At 33.7% G+C, this 17,695-nt stretch carries 16 protein-coding genes; 6 read left to right on the top strand and 10 right to left on the bottom strand.

Translation table 11 applies throughout. The annotated features are described in order from the left end of the window. Positions 1 to 9: 9 nt before the first annotated feature. The 3 genes from P6N22_RS01425 to P6N22_RS01415 are packed head-to-tail and all read right to left on the bottom strand — an operon-like array spanning position 10 to position 940. On the bottom strand, positions 10 to 216 hold the full coding sequence (locus P6N22_RS01425; protein ID WP_280329476.1) for a hypothetical protein: 207 nt from the start codon (positions 214 to 216) through the stop codon (positions 10 to 12). 10 nt (positions 217 to 226) lie between these two features. Continuing rightward, positions 227 to 436, bottom strand: a complete 210-nt coding sequence (locus P6N22_RS01420; RefSeq protein WP_280329474.1) for a hypothetical protein — start codon at positions 434 to 436, stop codon at positions 227 to 229. A 57-nt stretch (positions 437 to 493) separates the two neighbouring features. Then, on the bottom strand, positions 494 to 940 hold the full coding sequence (locus tag P6N22_RS01415; RefSeq protein WP_280329472.1) for a DUF4395 family protein: 447 nt from the start codon (positions 938 to 940) through the stop codon (positions 494 to 496). A gap of 200 nt (positions 941 to 1,140) precedes the next feature. On the opposite strand from P6N22_RS01415, the gene P6N22_RS01410 reads away from it, so the two are divergent. The 4 genes from P6N22_RS01410 to P6N22_RS01395 are packed head-to-tail and all read left to right on the top strand — an operon-like array spanning position 1,141 to position 6,549. Beyond that, entirely contained in the window at positions 1,141 to 2,487 is a 1,347-nt protein-coding gene (locus P6N22_RS01410; protein ID WP_280329469.1) for a TolC family protein, read from the top strand. Further along, positions 2,487 to 3,239, top strand: a complete 753-nt coding sequence (locus P6N22_RS01405; RefSeq protein ID WP_280329467.1) for an efflux RND transporter periplasmic adaptor subunit — start codon at positions 2,487 to 2,489, stop codon at positions 3,237 to 3,239. The genes P6N22_RS01410 and P6N22_RS01405 overlap by 1 nt, the downstream gene beginning before the upstream one ends. 2 nt (positions 3,240 to 3,241) lie before the next feature. Then, complete coding sequence (locus P6N22_RS01400; RefSeq protein WP_280329465.1) at positions 3,242 to 4,855, top strand: efflux RND transporter permease subunit; 1,614 nt, start codon at positions 3,242 to 3,244, stop codon at positions 4,853 to 4,855. Further along, the gene (locus P6N22_RS01395; RefSeq protein WP_280329463.1) at positions 4,855 to 6,549 is read left to right on the top strand and encodes an efflux RND transporter permease subunit; all 1,695 of its coding nucleotides are present in this window, start codon (positions 4,855 to 4,857) and stop codon (positions 6,547 to 6,549) included. Before P6N22_RS01400 ends, P6N22_RS01395 begins: the two co-directional genes overlap by 1 nt. Before the next feature lie 132 nt (positions 6,550 to 6,681). Here P6N22_RS01395 and serA read toward each other — a convergent pair whose 3' ends face one another. From serA to pheS, 7 genes are all read right to left on the bottom strand, one after another. After that, on the bottom strand, positions 6,682 to 8,268 hold the full coding sequence (gene serA, locus P6N22_RS01390) for a phosphoglycerate dehydrogenase (RefSeq protein ID WP_280329461.1): 1,587 nt from the start codon (positions 8,266 to 8,268) through the stop codon (positions 6,682 to 6,684). Position 8,269: 1 nt separating this feature from the next. Then, the gene (locus tag P6N22_RS01385; RefSeq protein WP_280329460.1) at positions 8,270 to 8,749 is read right to left on the bottom strand and encodes a hypothetical protein; all 480 of its coding nucleotides are present in this window, start codon (positions 8,747 to 8,749) and stop codon (positions 8,270 to 8,272) included. A 6-nt stretch (positions 8,750 to 8,755) separates the two neighbouring features. Next, the gene (locus P6N22_RS01380) at positions 8,756 to 10,417 is read right to left on the bottom strand and encodes a 30S ribosomal protein S1 (RefSeq protein WP_280329458.1); all 1,662 of its coding nucleotides are present in this window, start codon (positions 10,415 to 10,417) and stop codon (positions 8,756 to 8,758) included. A gap of 92 nt (positions 10,418 to 10,509) precedes the next feature. Next, positions 10,510 to 11,346 (bottom strand): 4-hydroxy-3-methylbut-2-enyl diphosphate reductase, encoded by an 837-nt coding sequence (locus P6N22_RS01375; RefSeq protein ID WP_280330465.1) that lies wholly within the window; start codon positions 11,344 to 11,346, stop codon positions 10,510 to 10,512. Between the two features lie 83 nt (positions 11,347 to 11,429). Continuing rightward, the gene (aroA, locus tag P6N22_RS01370) at positions 11,430 to 12,710 is read right to left on the bottom strand and encodes a 3-phosphoshikimate 1-carboxyvinyltransferase (RefSeq protein ID WP_280329456.1); all 1,281 of its coding nucleotides are present in this window, start codon (positions 12,708 to 12,710) and stop codon (positions 11,430 to 11,432) included. Further along, complete coding sequence (gene pheT / locus P6N22_RS01365; protein WP_280329454.1) at positions 12,707 to 15,046, bottom strand: phenylalanine--tRNA ligase subunit beta; 2,340 nt, start codon at positions 15,044 to 15,046, stop codon at positions 12,707 to 12,709. The genes aroA and pheT overlap by 4 nt, the downstream gene beginning before the upstream one ends. Next, positions 15,043 to 16,035, bottom strand: a complete 993-nt coding sequence (gene pheS, locus P6N22_RS01360; RefSeq protein ID WP_280329451.1) for a phenylalanine--tRNA ligase subunit alpha — start codon at positions 16,033 to 16,035, stop codon at positions 15,043 to 15,045. The genes pheT and pheS overlap by 4 nt, the downstream gene beginning before the upstream one ends. Positions 16,036 to 16,147: 112 nt before the next feature. Here pheS and P6N22_RS01355 point away from each other — a divergent pair, with 112 nt between their 5' ends. Then, the gene (locus P6N22_RS01355) at positions 16,148 to 16,504 is read left to right on the top strand and encodes a histidine triad nucleotide-binding protein (RefSeq protein WP_280329449.1); all 357 of its coding nucleotides are present in this window, start codon (positions 16,148 to 16,150) and stop codon (positions 16,502 to 16,504) included. Beyond that, positions 16,504 to 17,691 carry a murein transglycosylase domain-containing protein gene (locus P6N22_RS01350; RefSeq protein ID WP_280329447.1) on the top strand — a complete coding sequence of 396 codons (1,188 nt, stop codon included), beginning with the start codon at positions 16,504 to 16,506 and terminating at the stop codon, positions 17,689 to 17,691. The genes P6N22_RS01355 and P6N22_RS01350 overlap by 1 nt, the downstream gene beginning before the upstream one ends. Positions 17,692 to 17,695: the final 4 nt, after the last annotated feature.

Below are 17,695 nucleotides of genomic sequence, written 5' to 3'. Positions count from 1 at the left end.
AATATATCCTTACTCGATACCTAATTCTGCAAAAAGTTTTTCAAAAAATACGCTTGTTTCAATTAACTCGTCTTTTAAAGTTCCAAAAGCCTTGTCTTCTAAAACCCACTCTTCAATTCTTTTAACACTGTCAGTTTTTTGACTTTCATCAAGAAGATCTGTTTTAGAAACCTTATCTCTAATTGCTTCTAAATTTTCTCTAATTTTTTCATTCATCTATTTGTCCTTAATAGTTGTCGTATTTTCCAGCTTCAACGTCAGCTTTTATTTTATCTAATTTTTCTTGAATCATATCAAGAATTACCTTTGCAGCCTCTTTATCGTCAGCCTCAGGAACATTCCAGTCTGTAAATTTCATATTTGCTTTAAAAATTGTTTCTACTTCTGCTTGAATTTCATCTTTTCTGGAAATAAGGTCTTTGATTACAGCATCCATTGTTTATCCTTTAGTATTAATTGCTTAACACTATTGTACAACTAGATAAATAAACAACTATAGGTTATTCATAAAATTTGGATAGATTTTTTTAATAATGAAGTATATGTTACATGCTATACAAAAACCAAAAAATACATCTAGTAAAGAGCATGAAAGAAAAATGATTGCTATCCCTAAAGAGACACTCCATAAATCAAAATAGTGTGTTACAAGTAATAACAATACAAATAAGAAACCAAATAAACCTGCTAAACGCTTTGCACCACCGTCTACAAGTTTGTCTTTTATATTGAATAAGCCTTTAAAAAATTCTGCCAACATACTGATAGGTGAAATACCACGGTTTAAAAAAAGTTTCATAACAAAATCGAAAATTAAAAAATAGAGTATAAAAACATTATGAGTATAAAGATAAAGTCCAACTAAAGCAGCAACAAATAATGCAGAAAATCTTGTTACATTAGCATCAACTTTTTCAAAATTCAATGGACAAACAGACATTGTTATTTCCCTTCAAGTAAAAGAATTATCAAATTTTAATCACATTTCCTTAAACTTTAACTATATTTTTTTCTTATACTTGAAGTTCTAAATTTAATTTTTAAATTAGAGTTTTTTTAATAAGTTTATACTATAATATATAAAAATTTATGTTATAATTTATTCTCAAATTATAACTATTATAAACAAGGACATCAAATATGAAAAAAGTTGTGAGTGCACTCCTTTTACCATGGTTTTTATCTGCATCTAATGATCCTTTGAGTTTGTCTCAGGCATTAGAAATATTAAAAAACAACAATTTAGAGATAAAAACTGCTACATTAGAGGTAAAAAGTGCTCAAGAAGATATTGACAAAACTACCGGCTTGCACTGGGGTAAGTTAGATTTCACACAAGACGTTGCCCGTTCAAACGATGCGGGAAATGTGTTTGGATTTAAACTTACATCTCGCGAAGCAACATTCGGTGATTTTGGTTTTCGTGATTTTAGTTTAACTAATCCAAATATCTTGACGGTAAAACCACACGATCTAAACTATCCAAAAGATCAAAACTTTTTTCAATCAAAACTTCGTTATGAAGTACCTTTATTTACAGGCTTTGCAATTTCAAGTTATACAAAAGTGATGCAAGAAGTAAAAAATATTAAAACTCTTGATAAAGACAAAGTACTCAACGAAAAAGTATTCCAATTAAAAAAGAGTTATTACGATATGGCTCTTCTTGAATCGTCAATTCATAATATGGAAACTATTTTATCAAATATCAATTCTTTAGAAAAAACGACGAAAACTATGATTGACGTAGGGTATGCCAAAAAAGTCGATCTTCTTGAAGTAAAAGCAAAAAAAGGAAATGTAGAAAGACTTCTTGTACAGATGAAAGCAAATGAAGAACTGCTTTACCATTACATCAGTTTTTTGCTTAATGAAAAAGTTGACAAAATTGAACTTCCTGCAAAAGAGATTACAGAACCGTATATTAGTAAAGATATGGTTTTAGACAGAAACTTAGATATTAAACAAGCAACAACTGCACTGGAGCTCAAAAAGAATATGTTAGATGCTAATGAAGCATCATACTATCCCACAGTTGGTGCTTTTGCAGAAGTAGCAACTGCCGACAATACTTTTTTAGGTAATGCAAATGATCACAAAGCTTATACTGTAGGTGCAAGACTCACGTGGAATATCTTTAACGGTGGTATTGACAGTGCGAACATAGAAAAAGCAAAAGTTGAAGAGTTAAAAATGCACTCACAAGTTGAACTTGCTAAACAAGGAATCGCACTAAAACTTGCTAAAATACGCACAGAAATTAAAAGTGTCAACCAAGAGATCAAATCTTTAAAAAAAGAATTAGATCTAGCAGATGCCATTTATAAAAACTATGAAGCAAGATATAAAGAAAAACTTATTTCTATGAACGATGTAATCATCAAACAATCATCTCAAATTGAAAAGATTTTAGAACTTTTGGTTGCTAAAAACAAAAGAAATGAAAAGATTTTTGAACTTGAAAAACTAGCAAACGGAGAAAACTAATGAAAAAAACCATACTACTTATCACACTTACGGCATCTTTATTTGCTGAAATGTTAACACTGTCCGGAAGTGTGATTTCAGACAATCAAAAGATGATTACAAGCCGTTTTATGGGCTTTGTTACAAATGTAACTGTAAGTGAAGGTGATAGAGTAAAGAAAAACCAACTCCTTTATACAATTGATTCTCGTGAAATCGATTCGGCAAAACGTCAAGCAGAAGCTGCACTGCAAATGTATAAAAATCAATACGAAAATGTAATTATCAATCTAGAACGTCATAAAAAACTTTATGCACAAGATATGGTTGCAAAATATAAAGTTGAAGAGCTTGAACTGGCTGCAAAAAATTTACAAGATATGATTAATATCGCTCAAGCAAGACTTCAAGAGGTTGAAAACCAATACCAATACTTAAGAATTAAAGCACCTAATGACGGTGTTGTTATTTCTAAAAGCATCAAAGTCGGTGAAATGGCTATCCCTGGTATGCCGGCTATTGTACTTTCAGATCTAAGTAACTTAAAAGTAGAAATAGAAATTGCAGAACAAGATATGAAAAGTGTATACGTTGGGAAAAAAGTAAGTGTAGAAATACCATCTTTAGGTCTTCAAATGATAGGAAAAATCTCAGCAATCATTCCAAGTTCAAACCCTATGACACATACTTTCAAAGTAAAAATTTCTTTACTAAGCAAAAACAAAAATATCTATCCCGGTATGTATGCTACAATCGGTATTGAGGTAAAATAGTTATGCAAGAACATGATGTTAGCAATATAAAAGTTAGCGATTACGCAGGAAAACTTGCAAAATCATTTTTATATAACCCTCTTACAGCTATTTTAGCTGTATTTTTATTGGCAATCGGGTATATCTCTTTAGAAGTTATGCCTCGTGAAGAGGACCCTCAAATAGCTCTGAGTGGCGGTAGTATTGTTGTTGCAGCACCGGGACTTTCTCCAAAAGAGGTTGAAAAAATCGTCGTTCAACCATTAGAGCAAAAAATTCGTGAGATTAGCGGTGTTGAGCACATATACTCAATGAGTATGGAAAATGCTGCTGTCATCAATGTAATGTATTATATAGGACAAAACAGGGAAGCATCAAACCTAAAACTTTACGATAAAGTTATGCAAAATATGGATCTGATGCCAAAAGAGGTGATGCAGCCACTAGTTAAGCCTTTTGATATAGACATTGATATCCCTATTGTAAATATTGCTTTTTATCAAACGAATGAGACTCTTGTATATTCAGATTTTTTAAAAACTATTCAAGATCTTAAAATCAAAATTGCACAAATAGACAATGTTTCAAAAACAGACCTAAAAGGTGAACATAAACAACAATTCAATGTAGATGTTGATCTCAATAAGCTTAAAGGGTATCACCTTTCATTAGGACAAATTGTTCAAGCTATAAAAGCAATCTCTATCAAAGCTCCAAACGTAAATACTAATACAAAAGATAAAAAACTTGTCGTATTCGGTGTACAAAATGTTATTGAGAATATCGAAGATGTACAGAACATAATAGTTGCACAATATATGGGTTCTCCAATCTATCTCAAAGATGTTGCATCTGTAAAAGATGGAATCAATAACAATGATAAGCTCTCGGCTAAAATTACGCTGAATGATATAGAGGAAAAACGCTCATACTCCCAAATAACATTGACTATCTCAAAACTGGCAGGTTCAAATGCCGTATTTGTTGCAGATGACGTTAAGGCACTTCTTACTAAATATGACGAAAAATTAAAAACTCAAGGGATTGGATATACCATTACAAGAGATTACGGACAACGTGCAAACGAAGCGGTTAATGAGCTTGTAGAACATCTTATTATTACAATTGTAATTATTACCGTAATGCTTGTATTCTTCCTTGGATATAAAGAGAGTATGATCGTAATGTTTACGGTACCTGCAATTCTTGCAGCAACTCTTTTTGTTGCATATCTAAGTGGACAGACGATCAATAGAATGACTCTGTTTGCATTTTTACTCTCATTAGGTTTACTTGTAGATGCGGCCATCATCGTAATTGAAAACATCCATAGACATCTGCATGCACATAACAGTGACCATAAAGATATTGATACCTTAGTAGTAAAAGCAACTGATGAGATTGGAGCACCGACTAACGTTGCGACACTTGCAATTATCTTAACGATGGTGCCTATGGCATTTGTAGGAGGCATGATGGGTGCTTTTATGAAACCGATTCCTCTCAATGTTCCTGTAGCACTTATAGCTTCGTTAATAGTAGCCTATATCTTTACACCTTATTTAAGTAAAAAACTTTTAAAAATTAAAGATGACGGTGCACACCATCCAAAAGAAAACAATAAAGGGAGCCTCTAATGTCACATCAACATCAGGGAAAAAAGTTTGAAAATTTTATTTATGATATTTTACAACATCGTTCTAAAAAAATTTTAGTGACAGCTCTTATTTTTCTATCTCTTTTTGGAACAATTTTAATGCTTCCTACAGAAGTGGTACTTGCTAGAATGTTACCTGGTAAAAGCTCTAATACATTTAGTGTATATGTCAAGACACCTGATGGAAGTTCAATCTCTCAAACTAAAGAGGTTGTTCAATGTGTTGAAGATGTCTTAAAACCTGAAAAAGAAGTCACTGATATTGAAAGTTTTATAGGTGAAGGTGCTCCTCTTGATTATGCCGGACTTGTAAAAGGAAGCGGTATGAAACAAGGGGAGAGATATGCCGAAATGGTAGTAAACCTTACCGATAAGCACCATCGTGATGAAAAATCTTTTATTATGGTACAACGTCTTAGACCTGTCATCAAAAACCAATGTGAATCAAAAATAGAAGGTACGGTTATCCAGATGATTGAGATGCCTGCAGGTCCTCCAACAATGGCTTCTATTGTTGTAGAGGTATATGGAGATTCGAATACAAAAGTTGCCGGCATTGCAAATGAAGTATCAAAAGTACTAAAACAGACAGATAAAATTGTAGATGTTGATGTGATGACTGAAACACCTTATGATAAATTTCAGCTTGTACCGATATCTGAAAAAATTGCAAGAAGCGGCTTAACAGTTGAGCAAGTAAATCAAATACTCTATCTCGCTTTTAAAGGGATGGTTGTTGCTGTAAAAAACACTATTGAACTTAATGACCAAGTAGGTATTTTTGTTTCACTCAGTGATGAAACAAAAGATATAAATCAAAACTCTTTAAACTCTTTAAGAACAAAGTTAAGCTCTTTATACCTTATGAATACAAAAGGGATGATGATCCCTTTAACAGAGGTTGTAAATATTAAAGAGATGAAGTCTGAGAGAACTATTTATCATAAAGATCTAAAGACAATGATCAATGTTACAGCTGAGACGGACAATCAAAGTCAAGTCTATCCTCTTTTAGATGCCAGAGATAAAATGATCGAGTACTTCTCACAAGAAGGTTATGAAGTTAAAAAAGAGCCTGGTATCTCTACATATATGTTTGATTTAACATTAGTAGATAAAAAAACAGGTAAAGAATACCTGCTTCGCTGGGATGGAGAAATGAAAGTAACTCTTGATACTTTTAGAGACCTAGGAGCTGCTTTTATTGCTGCACTTATCCTTATCTTTTTACTGATGGTAATTTATTATAAATCATACGCTATCAGCGGTATTATCTTAGGTGGTAGCTTCCTATCTATTATAGGTGTTATTTTAGGGCATTGGGTAGCTAATATCTTTACTGAGGATGTGTTTTTCTTAACAGCCACAAGTTTGATAGGTTTCATTGCCCTTATCGGTATTAGTTCAAGAAACTCTTTACTTCTCGTTGACTTTACAAAAGAGCTTATCAAAAATAACGGTATCGAGAAGAAACGTGCTATTGCGATTGCAAGTGCAACAAGGCTCAAACCTATTTTATTAACTGCTATTGCCATTATCTTAGGTTCTTCACTGCTTGCAAGTGATCCTGTATTTGGCGGTCTTGGTGTCGCACTGATTTCAGGAACAGTGGTAGCGGTTATCGTTTCAATAATCTTCGTTCCTGTACTTATGGACAATACAAAAGCTATCTAATTAAGGTATGAACATTTTGTTCATGCCAAAATCTTCGTACTTTCAACAATCAATTTCAATAATTATGGATTTTAAATGTAAATAGAAGATGAGGCTCAAAGAGCCTCATATAAAAGAGAAAAGTTAAAGTATTTATATACTAGCGTGGCTTACATTTAAACAAGCATCTAGTGCAGATAACTCTTTTAATGTTTTGTCACTTACTGCTTCATCAACTAATATAACAGCTAAAGCTTCTTTATTGGCATTACGCGCTAAAGAAAAGTCAGCAATGTTTACATTGTTGTTTGCTAAAGTAGTACCAACACTTCCAATTACACCAGGAACATCAGAGTTTTTAAACATGATCATATTCCCTTTTAAAGGTACTTCAATCTCAAAACCGTCTAAAGCAACCATTCTTTGAACACCGTCGTCAAAGATAGTAGCACTAATAGTCGTAGTACCTTCAGAAGTTGTAAGTTTTGCAGTGATAAGGTTTTTATATACGCTAGAATCACCTAAGTTGTCAGATTCTATTTTAATACCTTTTTCTTTTGCAATAAAGTCAGCATTTACATAATTGATTTTGTCAGAGCTTTGGCTCATAGCACCAACAGTTACGAAAGTTGAAAGAGAATCTACATAGTTTCCAATTTCACCCTGTCCTGTCACTTTGATAGAAATAATTTGCGCCTTGCTGATTTGAGATGCCAAGAAACCGATTTTTTGCCCCATTTCTAAGAAAGGTTTTACAAACGATGGAATTTTTGACTCGTCAATAGGTAAGTTCAGTGCATGTGGATAAGCCATACCTTTAGCAGCTGCAATTGCGTTTTCAGCAGCTTGAGTACCGATGTTGTATTGAGATTCATATGTATTTGCACCAAGGTGAGGTGAAACTACAATGTTATCTAAATCAAGTAGTTTATTATCTGTTGCCGGTTCTTTACCAAATACATCAATACCTGCAAAACGGATTTTTCCAGATTTTAGACCATTATATAAAGCATCTTCGTTATAAAGATCACCACGTGCACAGTTTACTAAAACTACGCCGTCTTTCATTTTTGCGATCTCTTCTTCATCGATAATACCGATAGTTTCTTTATTTTTCGGTGTGTGAATTGTAATTACATCACATGCTAAGATATCATCAAAGTTCTTTGTATATGTCATATCAAGATCTGTAACTTTTGACGGATGGATGTACGGATCATATGCCACAATATCCATCTCGAATGCTTTTGCACGTTTAGCAACACGACTACCGATGTTACCAAAACCGATTACACCAAGTTTTTTCCCTTTTAATTCATATCCGTACCATTTTTCACGCTTCCAGATACGTTGGTTTTTAAGGTGGTCATGAGAGTATGGGAACATTCTCATACAAGAAAGCATATGAGCCATTGTAAGTTCAACTGCAGCAATTGTATTAGCAGTAGGTACGTTCATTACAATAATACCTTGTTTAGAACAACCAGGAATATCAACATTATCTACACCAACACCTGCACGTACAAGTGCTTTAAGTTTTTTTGCATGTTCCAAGAAGAAAGCGTCAACATCTGTTGAACTTCTAGTAATAGCAACATCAGCTTGAGGGATAATCTCTGTAACAAGTTTATCTTTTGGCTCATCTGCTGCCATAATAAAGTTTACATTTTCATCATTTTGAAGCATTTCCAGACCAGCTGTATGTATATGGTCACAAACTACAATAGTATGTTTTTGCATTTTAATATTCCTCTTTGTATAGCTCTATTTGAGCTTGAATTTTATAATTTTTTAAAACTTTAACCAAGTTATTTAATTTATCAACATGTTGTGAATAAATAAGTAAATCTATCCCTGCTCTGTCTTTTTTTAGAAAATATTTTAATTGACGCCCTTTAAGTTCTTCTTGTAAACAAAATAACTGGTAAGGATCTTTTACTTTAGCAGATAACTTATAGGTTATAGTTTTAGTTATTTTTTCATCTAAATCAAGTTTTACATAAACTTCATTAACAGGATATATATATCCTTTTCTTTCAGATTCAGAAAAATGGTTTAACCACACTTTTTCCTCTTTTGATGGAAAAAGTCCGGTTTTTAATTCTAAAGGCTTAGTGTTTACTATAGGTTCTTGTGAATTAATAGAGACAAGAAAAAATAGTATAAAAATGGCAACTCCCAACGCTATCGCAGGAGTAAGCCATTTTAAAAGAGTTTGCATAAATTATTATTTTTTGATTTGATCTTTAATCAAGTCACCTAAAGAGTGAGACTCAGTGTCATTAATCTCTTCTAACATCGCTTGATTTTTGATATAGTCTAATTTTTTAACAGATAAACGGATACGGTCACGACGAGTATCAATATTAGCGATTGCAGCTTCAATAGTTTGACCAACTTCTAACTCTTCTTTATTTAAAGGAGCTAAATCTTCGTCACGGATAAGTGCATCTACACCGTCTTCTAAAGATACGAATACACCGAAATCTTTGATATCACGGATAGTTCCACTTACTACAGTGTTTACTTTATTGTTTGCAGCGAACTTGTCAATTGGTGATTCTAATAAAGTTTTTCTATTTAAAGAGATTTTTTGGTCAGCTTCATTAATTTTAGCAATTTTAACTTCAACTTCATCTCCAGATTTTAATACATCTTTTGCTTTAGTATTTTTATCCCAAGAGATATCTTGGTTATGTAATAATCCTTCAACACCGTCAATACGAACGAATGCACCGAAATCAGTTAAAGATGTTACAGTTCCACTTACAACTTCACCTTCAGAGTGTTTTTTCATAAACTCATCAAATGGTTTTGGAAGTAATCTTTTTAAAGATACACGAAGTTTATGAGTTTTTGGATCAATTTCGATAACTTCAACGTCAATCTCTTGACCAAGAGTTAAATAATCAGCTGGATTTTTTACATTTTTATCCCATGTAATTTCTGAAATATGTAAGAAACCTTCAATATCGTTTCCAAGGTCAACGAATGCACCGTAGTTTTCAATATTTGAAACAGTTACAGTGATTGTATCACCTTCATCTAATTCAGACTCAACTTCAGCCCATGGATCAGCTTGAACTGCTTTTACAGATAATGAAAGATGACGTTTATCTTTATCGTAAGCGATAGCTTTAACAGTTACAGTATCACCCTCTTTGTAAAGTTTTGCTGGATTTACAGGACCTTTATAAGAGATCTCGTTGTAGTGTACTAAACCGTCAACACCGCCAACATCTACAAACATACCGTAGCTTGTAATTTTTTTGATTACACCTTCAACAACTACGTCATCAGCCATAATTTTATCAATAATCTCTTTTTTCTTTTTACGCTCTTCGTTAAAAAGTTTACGGCGAGAAAGTACAATTGAATTGTCTGCCGGATCGATTTTTACAACTTGTGCTTTAATCTTTTTACCAACCACATCTTCACTGTCTTTAAATGCAGCTAGTGAACGTGGCATGAAGAAAGTTACATCATCAGCTTCTACAACATAACCACCACGGTTTTTCTTTGTAATTACACCGTCAATCACTAAATCTTCAAAGTTCTCTTTATGAGCATCAATGAACTCAATAGTTTTTTCTTGTTCAAGTACTTTTTTATATGAGATTTTAGGACGCTCATTGTAGTATCCTGTAATCATAACTTTGATTTTATCGCCTACACCGAATTTAAGCTCACCAGCTTCATCACGGATCTCATCAAGGCTAATAATACCTTCCAACTTGTCACCAACACCAACTAATGCTCTATTATCATCAGCTTGAATCTCTACGATCTCACCTTCTACGATGCGATTTGTTTCTTGTTCTCTTTCACTTGCAGCAAAAAGCTCTGCAAAACTCTCTTCTTCTTCGAATGATTCGTTATCGAACGCCATTACCTATCCTCTGTTAAATAAAAATTATTGCATTATATCTAAAATATGATTATCTTTTTATAAAGAATTGAAAGAATTTTGGAGATTAGGTGCTAATTTTGTGTGATTTTGGACTTTATTGCCTCAATTACATTTTGGATAATCCAGTCTGGAGTTGAAGCACCTGCAGAAATTCCACACAGTTTTTTATTGTCAAACCATGAAAAGTCAAGATCTTTTTCATCTTCTATATGATAAGAATCTTTACAATTTTCTTTTGAAATATTAAATAATTGCTTCGTATTTGATGAATTTTTTCCACCGATAATCAACATTACATCGGCTTTCTTTGAAAGTTTTCTTACTGCGTCTTGATTTTCAAAGGTTGCATTACATATAGTATTAAATACCCGTACCTCTTTATAACGAGGGATCAAATAATTGGCAACTTCCATATAGTTTTCAACTTTTCTTGTTGTTTGTGCAATAAGAGCTATTTTTTCGTGAAGTTTTACACCTTCAAGGTCTTTAGGTGACATCACAACGATAGCACCATTTGTCGCATATGATTTAACACCTTTAATTTCAGGATGTTCCTCATCGCCAAAAATCACTACACTATATCCAAGCTCACTCATCTCTTGAGCAATCTCTTGAGGTTTCGTTACGTACGGACATGTAGCGTCTACAACATCTACACCCCGTTCTTTAAGTTCTTGTAGTTCCTGTTTTTGAATACCGTGAGTACGGACAATCGCTTTATCACCTGCTTGAAAAATTTTATGATTGTCAGTAAGCCCAACTTTAAAATCTTTCTCTAAACGGGCAATCTCTCTTGAATTGTGAATTAGCGGACCATAAGTTGCTGCATTTTGGTTCTCTTCAGCAATTTTAATTGCACGTTTTACGCCAAAACAAAAACCGTAATTTTCTGCTAATTCAATATTCATCATTATCTGTCTCCTTCATCAAAGAAGTAAATTCTTTGATAAATTCCTCTCACTAAAGCTTCACTTTATAGTGAGAAGAAAATTTATTTAAATTCCACTTTTGTAATTTTTTGTAAGATCTCAAAAAAGTTTGGAAAAGAAGTGTTAATACAGTCTAAATCACTCACTTCCATACCGCATTTCAGACCTGCAATAATAAAACTCATTGCAATTCTGTGATCACCGTCACTATCAACTTTTGCTTTTTGTAGCTTTCCGCCTGTTATTTTATAACCGTCTTCGTACTCTTCTACTGTTATACCAGCAGCTTTTAAACCTTCTACAACAGTAGAGATACGATCTGATTCTTTAACACGAAGTTCTTCTGCATTTTTTACAAGGCTATCACCCTCTGCACATGCCATAGCAATGCTGAGTGCCGGAAGCTCATCTATAAGCCATGAGATATTGTCTTCTACTGTAATTGCTTGTAAAGGAGCATATTTCACATGAATATTCCCTATAGGCTCATACTTATCTTCTGTAAGAGTATAAGTAATATCAGCCCCCATTCTTTCTAGTGCTTTAAATGCTTCTATACGTGTAGGATTAAGTGTCACACCTTCTAGTATTACATCACTTCCTTCAGTGATCGCAGCAGCTACCGCAAAAAAGAATGCACTAGATGGATCAGCAGGTACCCTGATTGTCAATGGCGATAAAAGCTTTTCCATTGGCTTAATCGTAGTTTTTAATCCGTCTACTTCAATACCTGCTCCCATCCCTCTGAGCATTCTTTCAGTATGATCACGTGAAAGTTCAGGCTCTGTATATGTACACTTACCGTCAGCTCTTAATGCCGCTAAAATCATACAAGATTTTACTTGTGCTGAAGCGATCTTACTTTCATAATTAAAAGCTTTGAGCGATGCACCACGAATTGATAGTGGAGCTAAATTTCCATTCTCACGTCCATCAATTTTTGCACCGATACTTTTCAGAGGATCCGCAACTCTTTTCATAGGACGACGACGAAGATATTTATCTCCCGTTAAAACAAAATGACCGTTAGCAGAGCTTAAAAGTCCGCAAAAAAGACGCATTCCAGTCCCTGAGTTTCCGCAGTCTAATACTTCAAAACTTTCTTGTATCCCATTTGAAGAGATCTTAATAGTTTTTCCATCATCTTCTACCGACGCACCGAGGTTTTTTACAATTTCCAAAGAGTTCAGAGTATCTTCTGCTCTTAAAAAGTTATCAATTGTACTTACACCTTCTGCTAACATTGCAAACATAACACTTCTATGTGAAATAGATTTGTCAGGTGCTATTTCAGACGTCGCAAACGAAAATGATTTTGCCGGAAAAACTTCTACTAAACTCATCTCAGACCGATTCCTAATTCATCTTTTAACGCATTAAGGATAGACTCCATTGCGTTAGTTATATCTTCTTCTTCAAGCGTTTTTTCATCAGATTGCAATACAAAACGTAAACTTAAACTGATGTTGTCTCCTAAAGACTCGTCACTGTATTTGTCTACAGGATAGAATCTTACAAGTTCTTTTGTAGCATTAGTATTAATAACTGTTTTAATAGCTTCAAATGTTATATCTTTAGAGACTAATAAACTAAGGTCTCTAAAAGATGCTTGAAATTTAGAAGTTTTACGCGCTACTTTCAACTCATATGTCAATGCATCAAAGTCTAATTCACACATGAAAGTATCTTCTAAATCATATGCTTCTTGAACTTCAGGATGTACTTTAAACAATTCCCCTGCTCTTTTACCCGCTACATATACTTCAGCACATTGATAAGGGTGTGAAAGAGAATGTGTAGTTTCATATTGACGGAGTTCTACATCACCGATTACATCAGCTATTTTTTGTACAAAAGTTCCAAAATCTACTTTTGCAGGTCTTCCGGCATTGAGTAGTGTTTCAGCTTCTTTATCTCCACTAAAGATAAATGCCATTTTCAGGCTTTCTTCTCTTGTCGGAGAGAATACTGAACCAACTTCAAAAAGTTTTACAGAACTATAACCGTTTTTCTTGTTCTGTGAAGCTGCCTTTAAAAGCCCTGTTAATAGTGTCGGTCTTAAAGTATCAAGTGTTTGTACAATAGGATTTAAAAGTTCCAACTCTGCTTTTGTCGTTTCAAAACCGTAAGAGTTCAGTACTTTTTTCTCATCAAAAACAAAATGTACAGATTCAAAGAAACCGCTTTGAGCTCCACGCATTCTATAATGCATACGTTTTTTATACTCAAAATAGTTATCTTCTAAACGATTATCTTCTGTTAAAACAAACGGTTTTGCTGGAATGTTATCAATCCCGACCATTCTTACAATCTCTTCAACGATATCTTGTTTATTCACGATATCATGGCGATATTGAGGTACAGAAATCACATAATTATCTACTGTAGATTTTGTTGTATTAAAACCTAAATTTTTAAGTATTTTTGTTATAACTGCTTTATCAATTTTTGCACCAATAATTTCATCAATTTCTTGTTTTGAAACAGTAATAATTTTTTCTTTAACAGAGTTACTTAATTCAATCGTACCACTGAAAGTTGACGAATTTGAATACTTTTCAATTAAATCGATACAGAATGAAAGTCCTGCTTCTAATTCAGGTTCACTTCCGCGTGAAGTTCTGTAAAAGAGTGGACCTGATTCAACTTTGTTTTCATCCATTTTTTTAGAGATGATATCAGGCGGGATATAACTTGCTTCAATCAGAATAACACCGTTATTATCCGTAACTTTTGATTCCTCTTTTTGAATAACACCCACCGTTGAAGCAATTTGAGCTTCATCAGAAGTGATAGATGCAAAACCTTCTTCATCTTCACTAAGATGTACTCTTGCCATCTTTTGTTCATCATCATTTGCAAAAAAACTATGGCTATATGCTCTCATGATTACACCTGTTGAGTGTGTCGCATATAACATAATTGACTCGACGTCACTTTCTCTGCTCTCTTCGATTTGCGCAAGTCTCATTTTTACTAAAAATGGAAGTGACAAAGTATCAAGTTCTAGTGCTTTATAGCGTAAATTGATATCCAATTCTTTATCGTGTACTAAAGATAAAATTCTTCCAATCCCGCGCATATCATCGTTATCAGACACACTGTAATCTTTTAAAGGTCTGTCAAATGCAGCACTCAGATCACGTGCAACACCGCGAATACTCAGACAATCACCTCTATTTGCTGTTAGCTCAATTTCTATAAGTGCATCATTAAAGTATGGATTTTCACACACTTCTGCCCCTAGTGTTATTTCACCAACACTTGTATCAACTTCCATGATTCCATCACAAAAACTATGTAATCCAATTTCACCAGGTGAACAGATCATACCTTCAGAATCAACACCACGAAGTTGAACAGGTTTAATAACCATCCCCCCTGGAAGCTCTGCACCGATTGTTGCAACAACTACTGTAAGTCCGGCACGAACATTTTTTGCACCACATACAATCTGACGTATAGCCGTTCCAAGATCAACTTTACAAACATTCAGCTTATCAGCATCAGGATGTTTTTCACACTCTAAAACTTTACCGAAAACAACTTTTTTAGGAACATTAAATTCTTCAATTCTATCTACTTCAAGACCGATAGAATTAAATGTTTTAGCAAGTTCTTCTGTTGAAATGCCATCTAAATCTATCCATTCATTTAACCAAGATCTTGTTACTATCATTGAAATTGCTCCAGTAGTTTTATGTCTCCTTCAAAAAGTGAACGTAAGTCACCTATTTGGTGAATAAGCATTGCAAAACGCTCAACGCCCAGTCCAAACGCATACCCGCTAACATCTTCATATTTTACCGCTTCAAAAACATTTGGATCAACGATTCCACATCCAAGAACTTCTAACCATCCAGTATGTGAACATACACGACATCCGTCTCCTTTACAGAAAACACATGAAATATCCACTTCTGCCGAAGGTTCCGTGAACGGGAAAAATGATGGACGGAAACGAACATCTACATCACCGAACATATATTTTAAAAAGTCTTCTAAAATATACTTCAAGTTTGCAAATGATACTTTTCCCGTTTCATCTACTAAAAGTCCCTCAATTTGATGGAACATCGGTGTATGTGTTAAGTCATAGTCACGTCTAAAAACAGCACCCGGTGCAATCATACGAATCGGAGGTTTTGCAGCCATCATTGTTCTAATTTGTACAGGAGACGTATGTGTTCTTAGTAACATCTCATCTTTAAAATAGAAAGTATCTTGCATATCACGAGCTGGGTGGTATTTTGGCAGGTTTAATGCTTCAAAGTTGTGAAAGTCATCCTCTACCATATTTCCCGTTTTTACTGCAAAATTCATAGAAACAAAATATTCAACAATTCTGTCCATAGTCTGCATTACAGGATGCAATGCTCCTGCCGAGCTTTTTTGACTAAACATAGAAACATCAATAGATTCTGCTTCCATTTTTTCTTTTAATTCTTTTGTTTGAAGCTCAATTTTTTTCACATTTAGTGCATTTGTCAATGCTGCTTTATGCGTATTTAAATCTTTTGCTATTTGAGATTTTTCTTCATTAGAAGCTGTTTTCATTTTTGCAAATTCAGCTGCTAAGACACCCTTTTTCCCAAAAACAGCGATGCGAATCTCTTCTATAGAGTCCACATTCTGTGCTTCGTTTATCTTATCGTACCACTCTTTCAAATCTATTCACCCAAAGTTATAAAATTTAAAAGGGATTATAGCAAATATTGTTTATAAATAGCTTCATTTCGTAAATTATGTGCTACAATAACCAAAAAACAAGGAATTTTAAATGTGTATATTTTGTAAAATTGTAAATAAAGAGATCCCATCAAATATTATTGCTGAAAACGATGATTTTTTAGCATTTCATGACATCAATCCAAAAGCACCTGTGCATATTTTAGCTATCCCAAAATTACACGTTGACAGTTTTCATGAAGTATCACCTGAAATGATGGCAGGACTAACTAGTTTCATGCAAGATATTGCAAAAGAAACAGGTATTGATCATACAGGTTATAGAATTATTTCAAATATCGGTGAAAATGGTGGACAAGAGGTAAAACATCTCCATTTCCACGTTTTAGGCGGTGCAAAACTCAAATGGGGACATTTCAGCGATTCTGATCCAAAGAATATGATCTGATGCCTTTTTTTAAAACACTTCTTTTTTCTTTTGCGGCGGCGACTCTTCTTTCCGCCGAAAATCCTAATAATTACAAATCTGAACTTGAAGCTTTTCAACAATACAAACAAGTACAAAAAAAGAGTTTTCAAATTGAAAAAAACAGTTTTGAAACTTATAAAAAAGCACAAGAAAAAGCATTTACAGATTATCAAAAAGAGTTAGGTATTTTTTGGGAAAAACCTAAACTTTCCAATAAAAAAGAATGGATTACCTATACAACAGATAAAAAAACAAGAACCGACGTTAATTTTGAACAAGAGAAGATCACAATTGAGACAATTGCCGACTCTGAGCAAGAGGCGCAGGAAAACATTCATATTGCCCTTGCAAAAGCTGTTACACAAGACACGAAAAGTGCTTATGAATCAGATCCTTTGCAACAGCGTATCAATCAAATTCAAAAACCTAAAGAGGTAGTAGATGCACAGCCTGACGCAAAACCTATTTTAAAAAATATTGTCTTTACAACAAGCCCTACAAAAGAGGATGTATCCAAGTATGTGCTAAATAATACAACAAATATTCTTTCCAAAGACTCTTCAAAACAAAAAGGGAAAAAAATCTATTTTGTAGATGTACAACTTCCTAAAAATACTACTTATAAACGCTCACAGGATTATTATCAAGAGGTGTTAAAAAATTCCCAAAAACAAGATATATCTTTGCATCTAATTTTTGCCATTATCCATTCTGAAAGTTCCTATAATCCAATGGCGCGATCACATATTCCGGCGTATGGCCTTATGCAGATAGTCCCAAAAACTGCAGGAATTGATGCCTATCAATATCTCTACAATAAAAAGAGACTTCTATCGAGCAGTTATCTTTACAATTCAGAAAATAATATTGAAATTGGGAGTGCTTATCTTCACATTTTATATTATAAATATTTAAGAGCCATTAAAAATCCGCAAAGTAAACTTTACTGTACAGTTGCTGCATATAATACTGGTGCGGGTAATGTTGCTCGTGCTTTTGTAGGTACCAATGATGTTAATGCCGCTGCTAGGATCATCAACGAACTTACACCTGATGAAGTTTATAGACGATTATTGAGAGATTTAAAATATAATGAGCCGAAAGTGTATTTACAAAGAGTTACGGAAAGAAAAAAAGTTTACGAAAAAATTTATCAGCAAAGCTAGGAAA

This window comes from Sulfurimonas sp. C5, assembly GCF_029872055.1.
In the GTDB taxonomy this organism is placed as follows: Bacteria; Campylobacterota; Campylobacteria; order Campylobacterales; family Sulfurimonadaceae; genus Sulfurimonas.
This window is presented reverse-complemented; position numbering and strand designations above follow the sequence as displayed.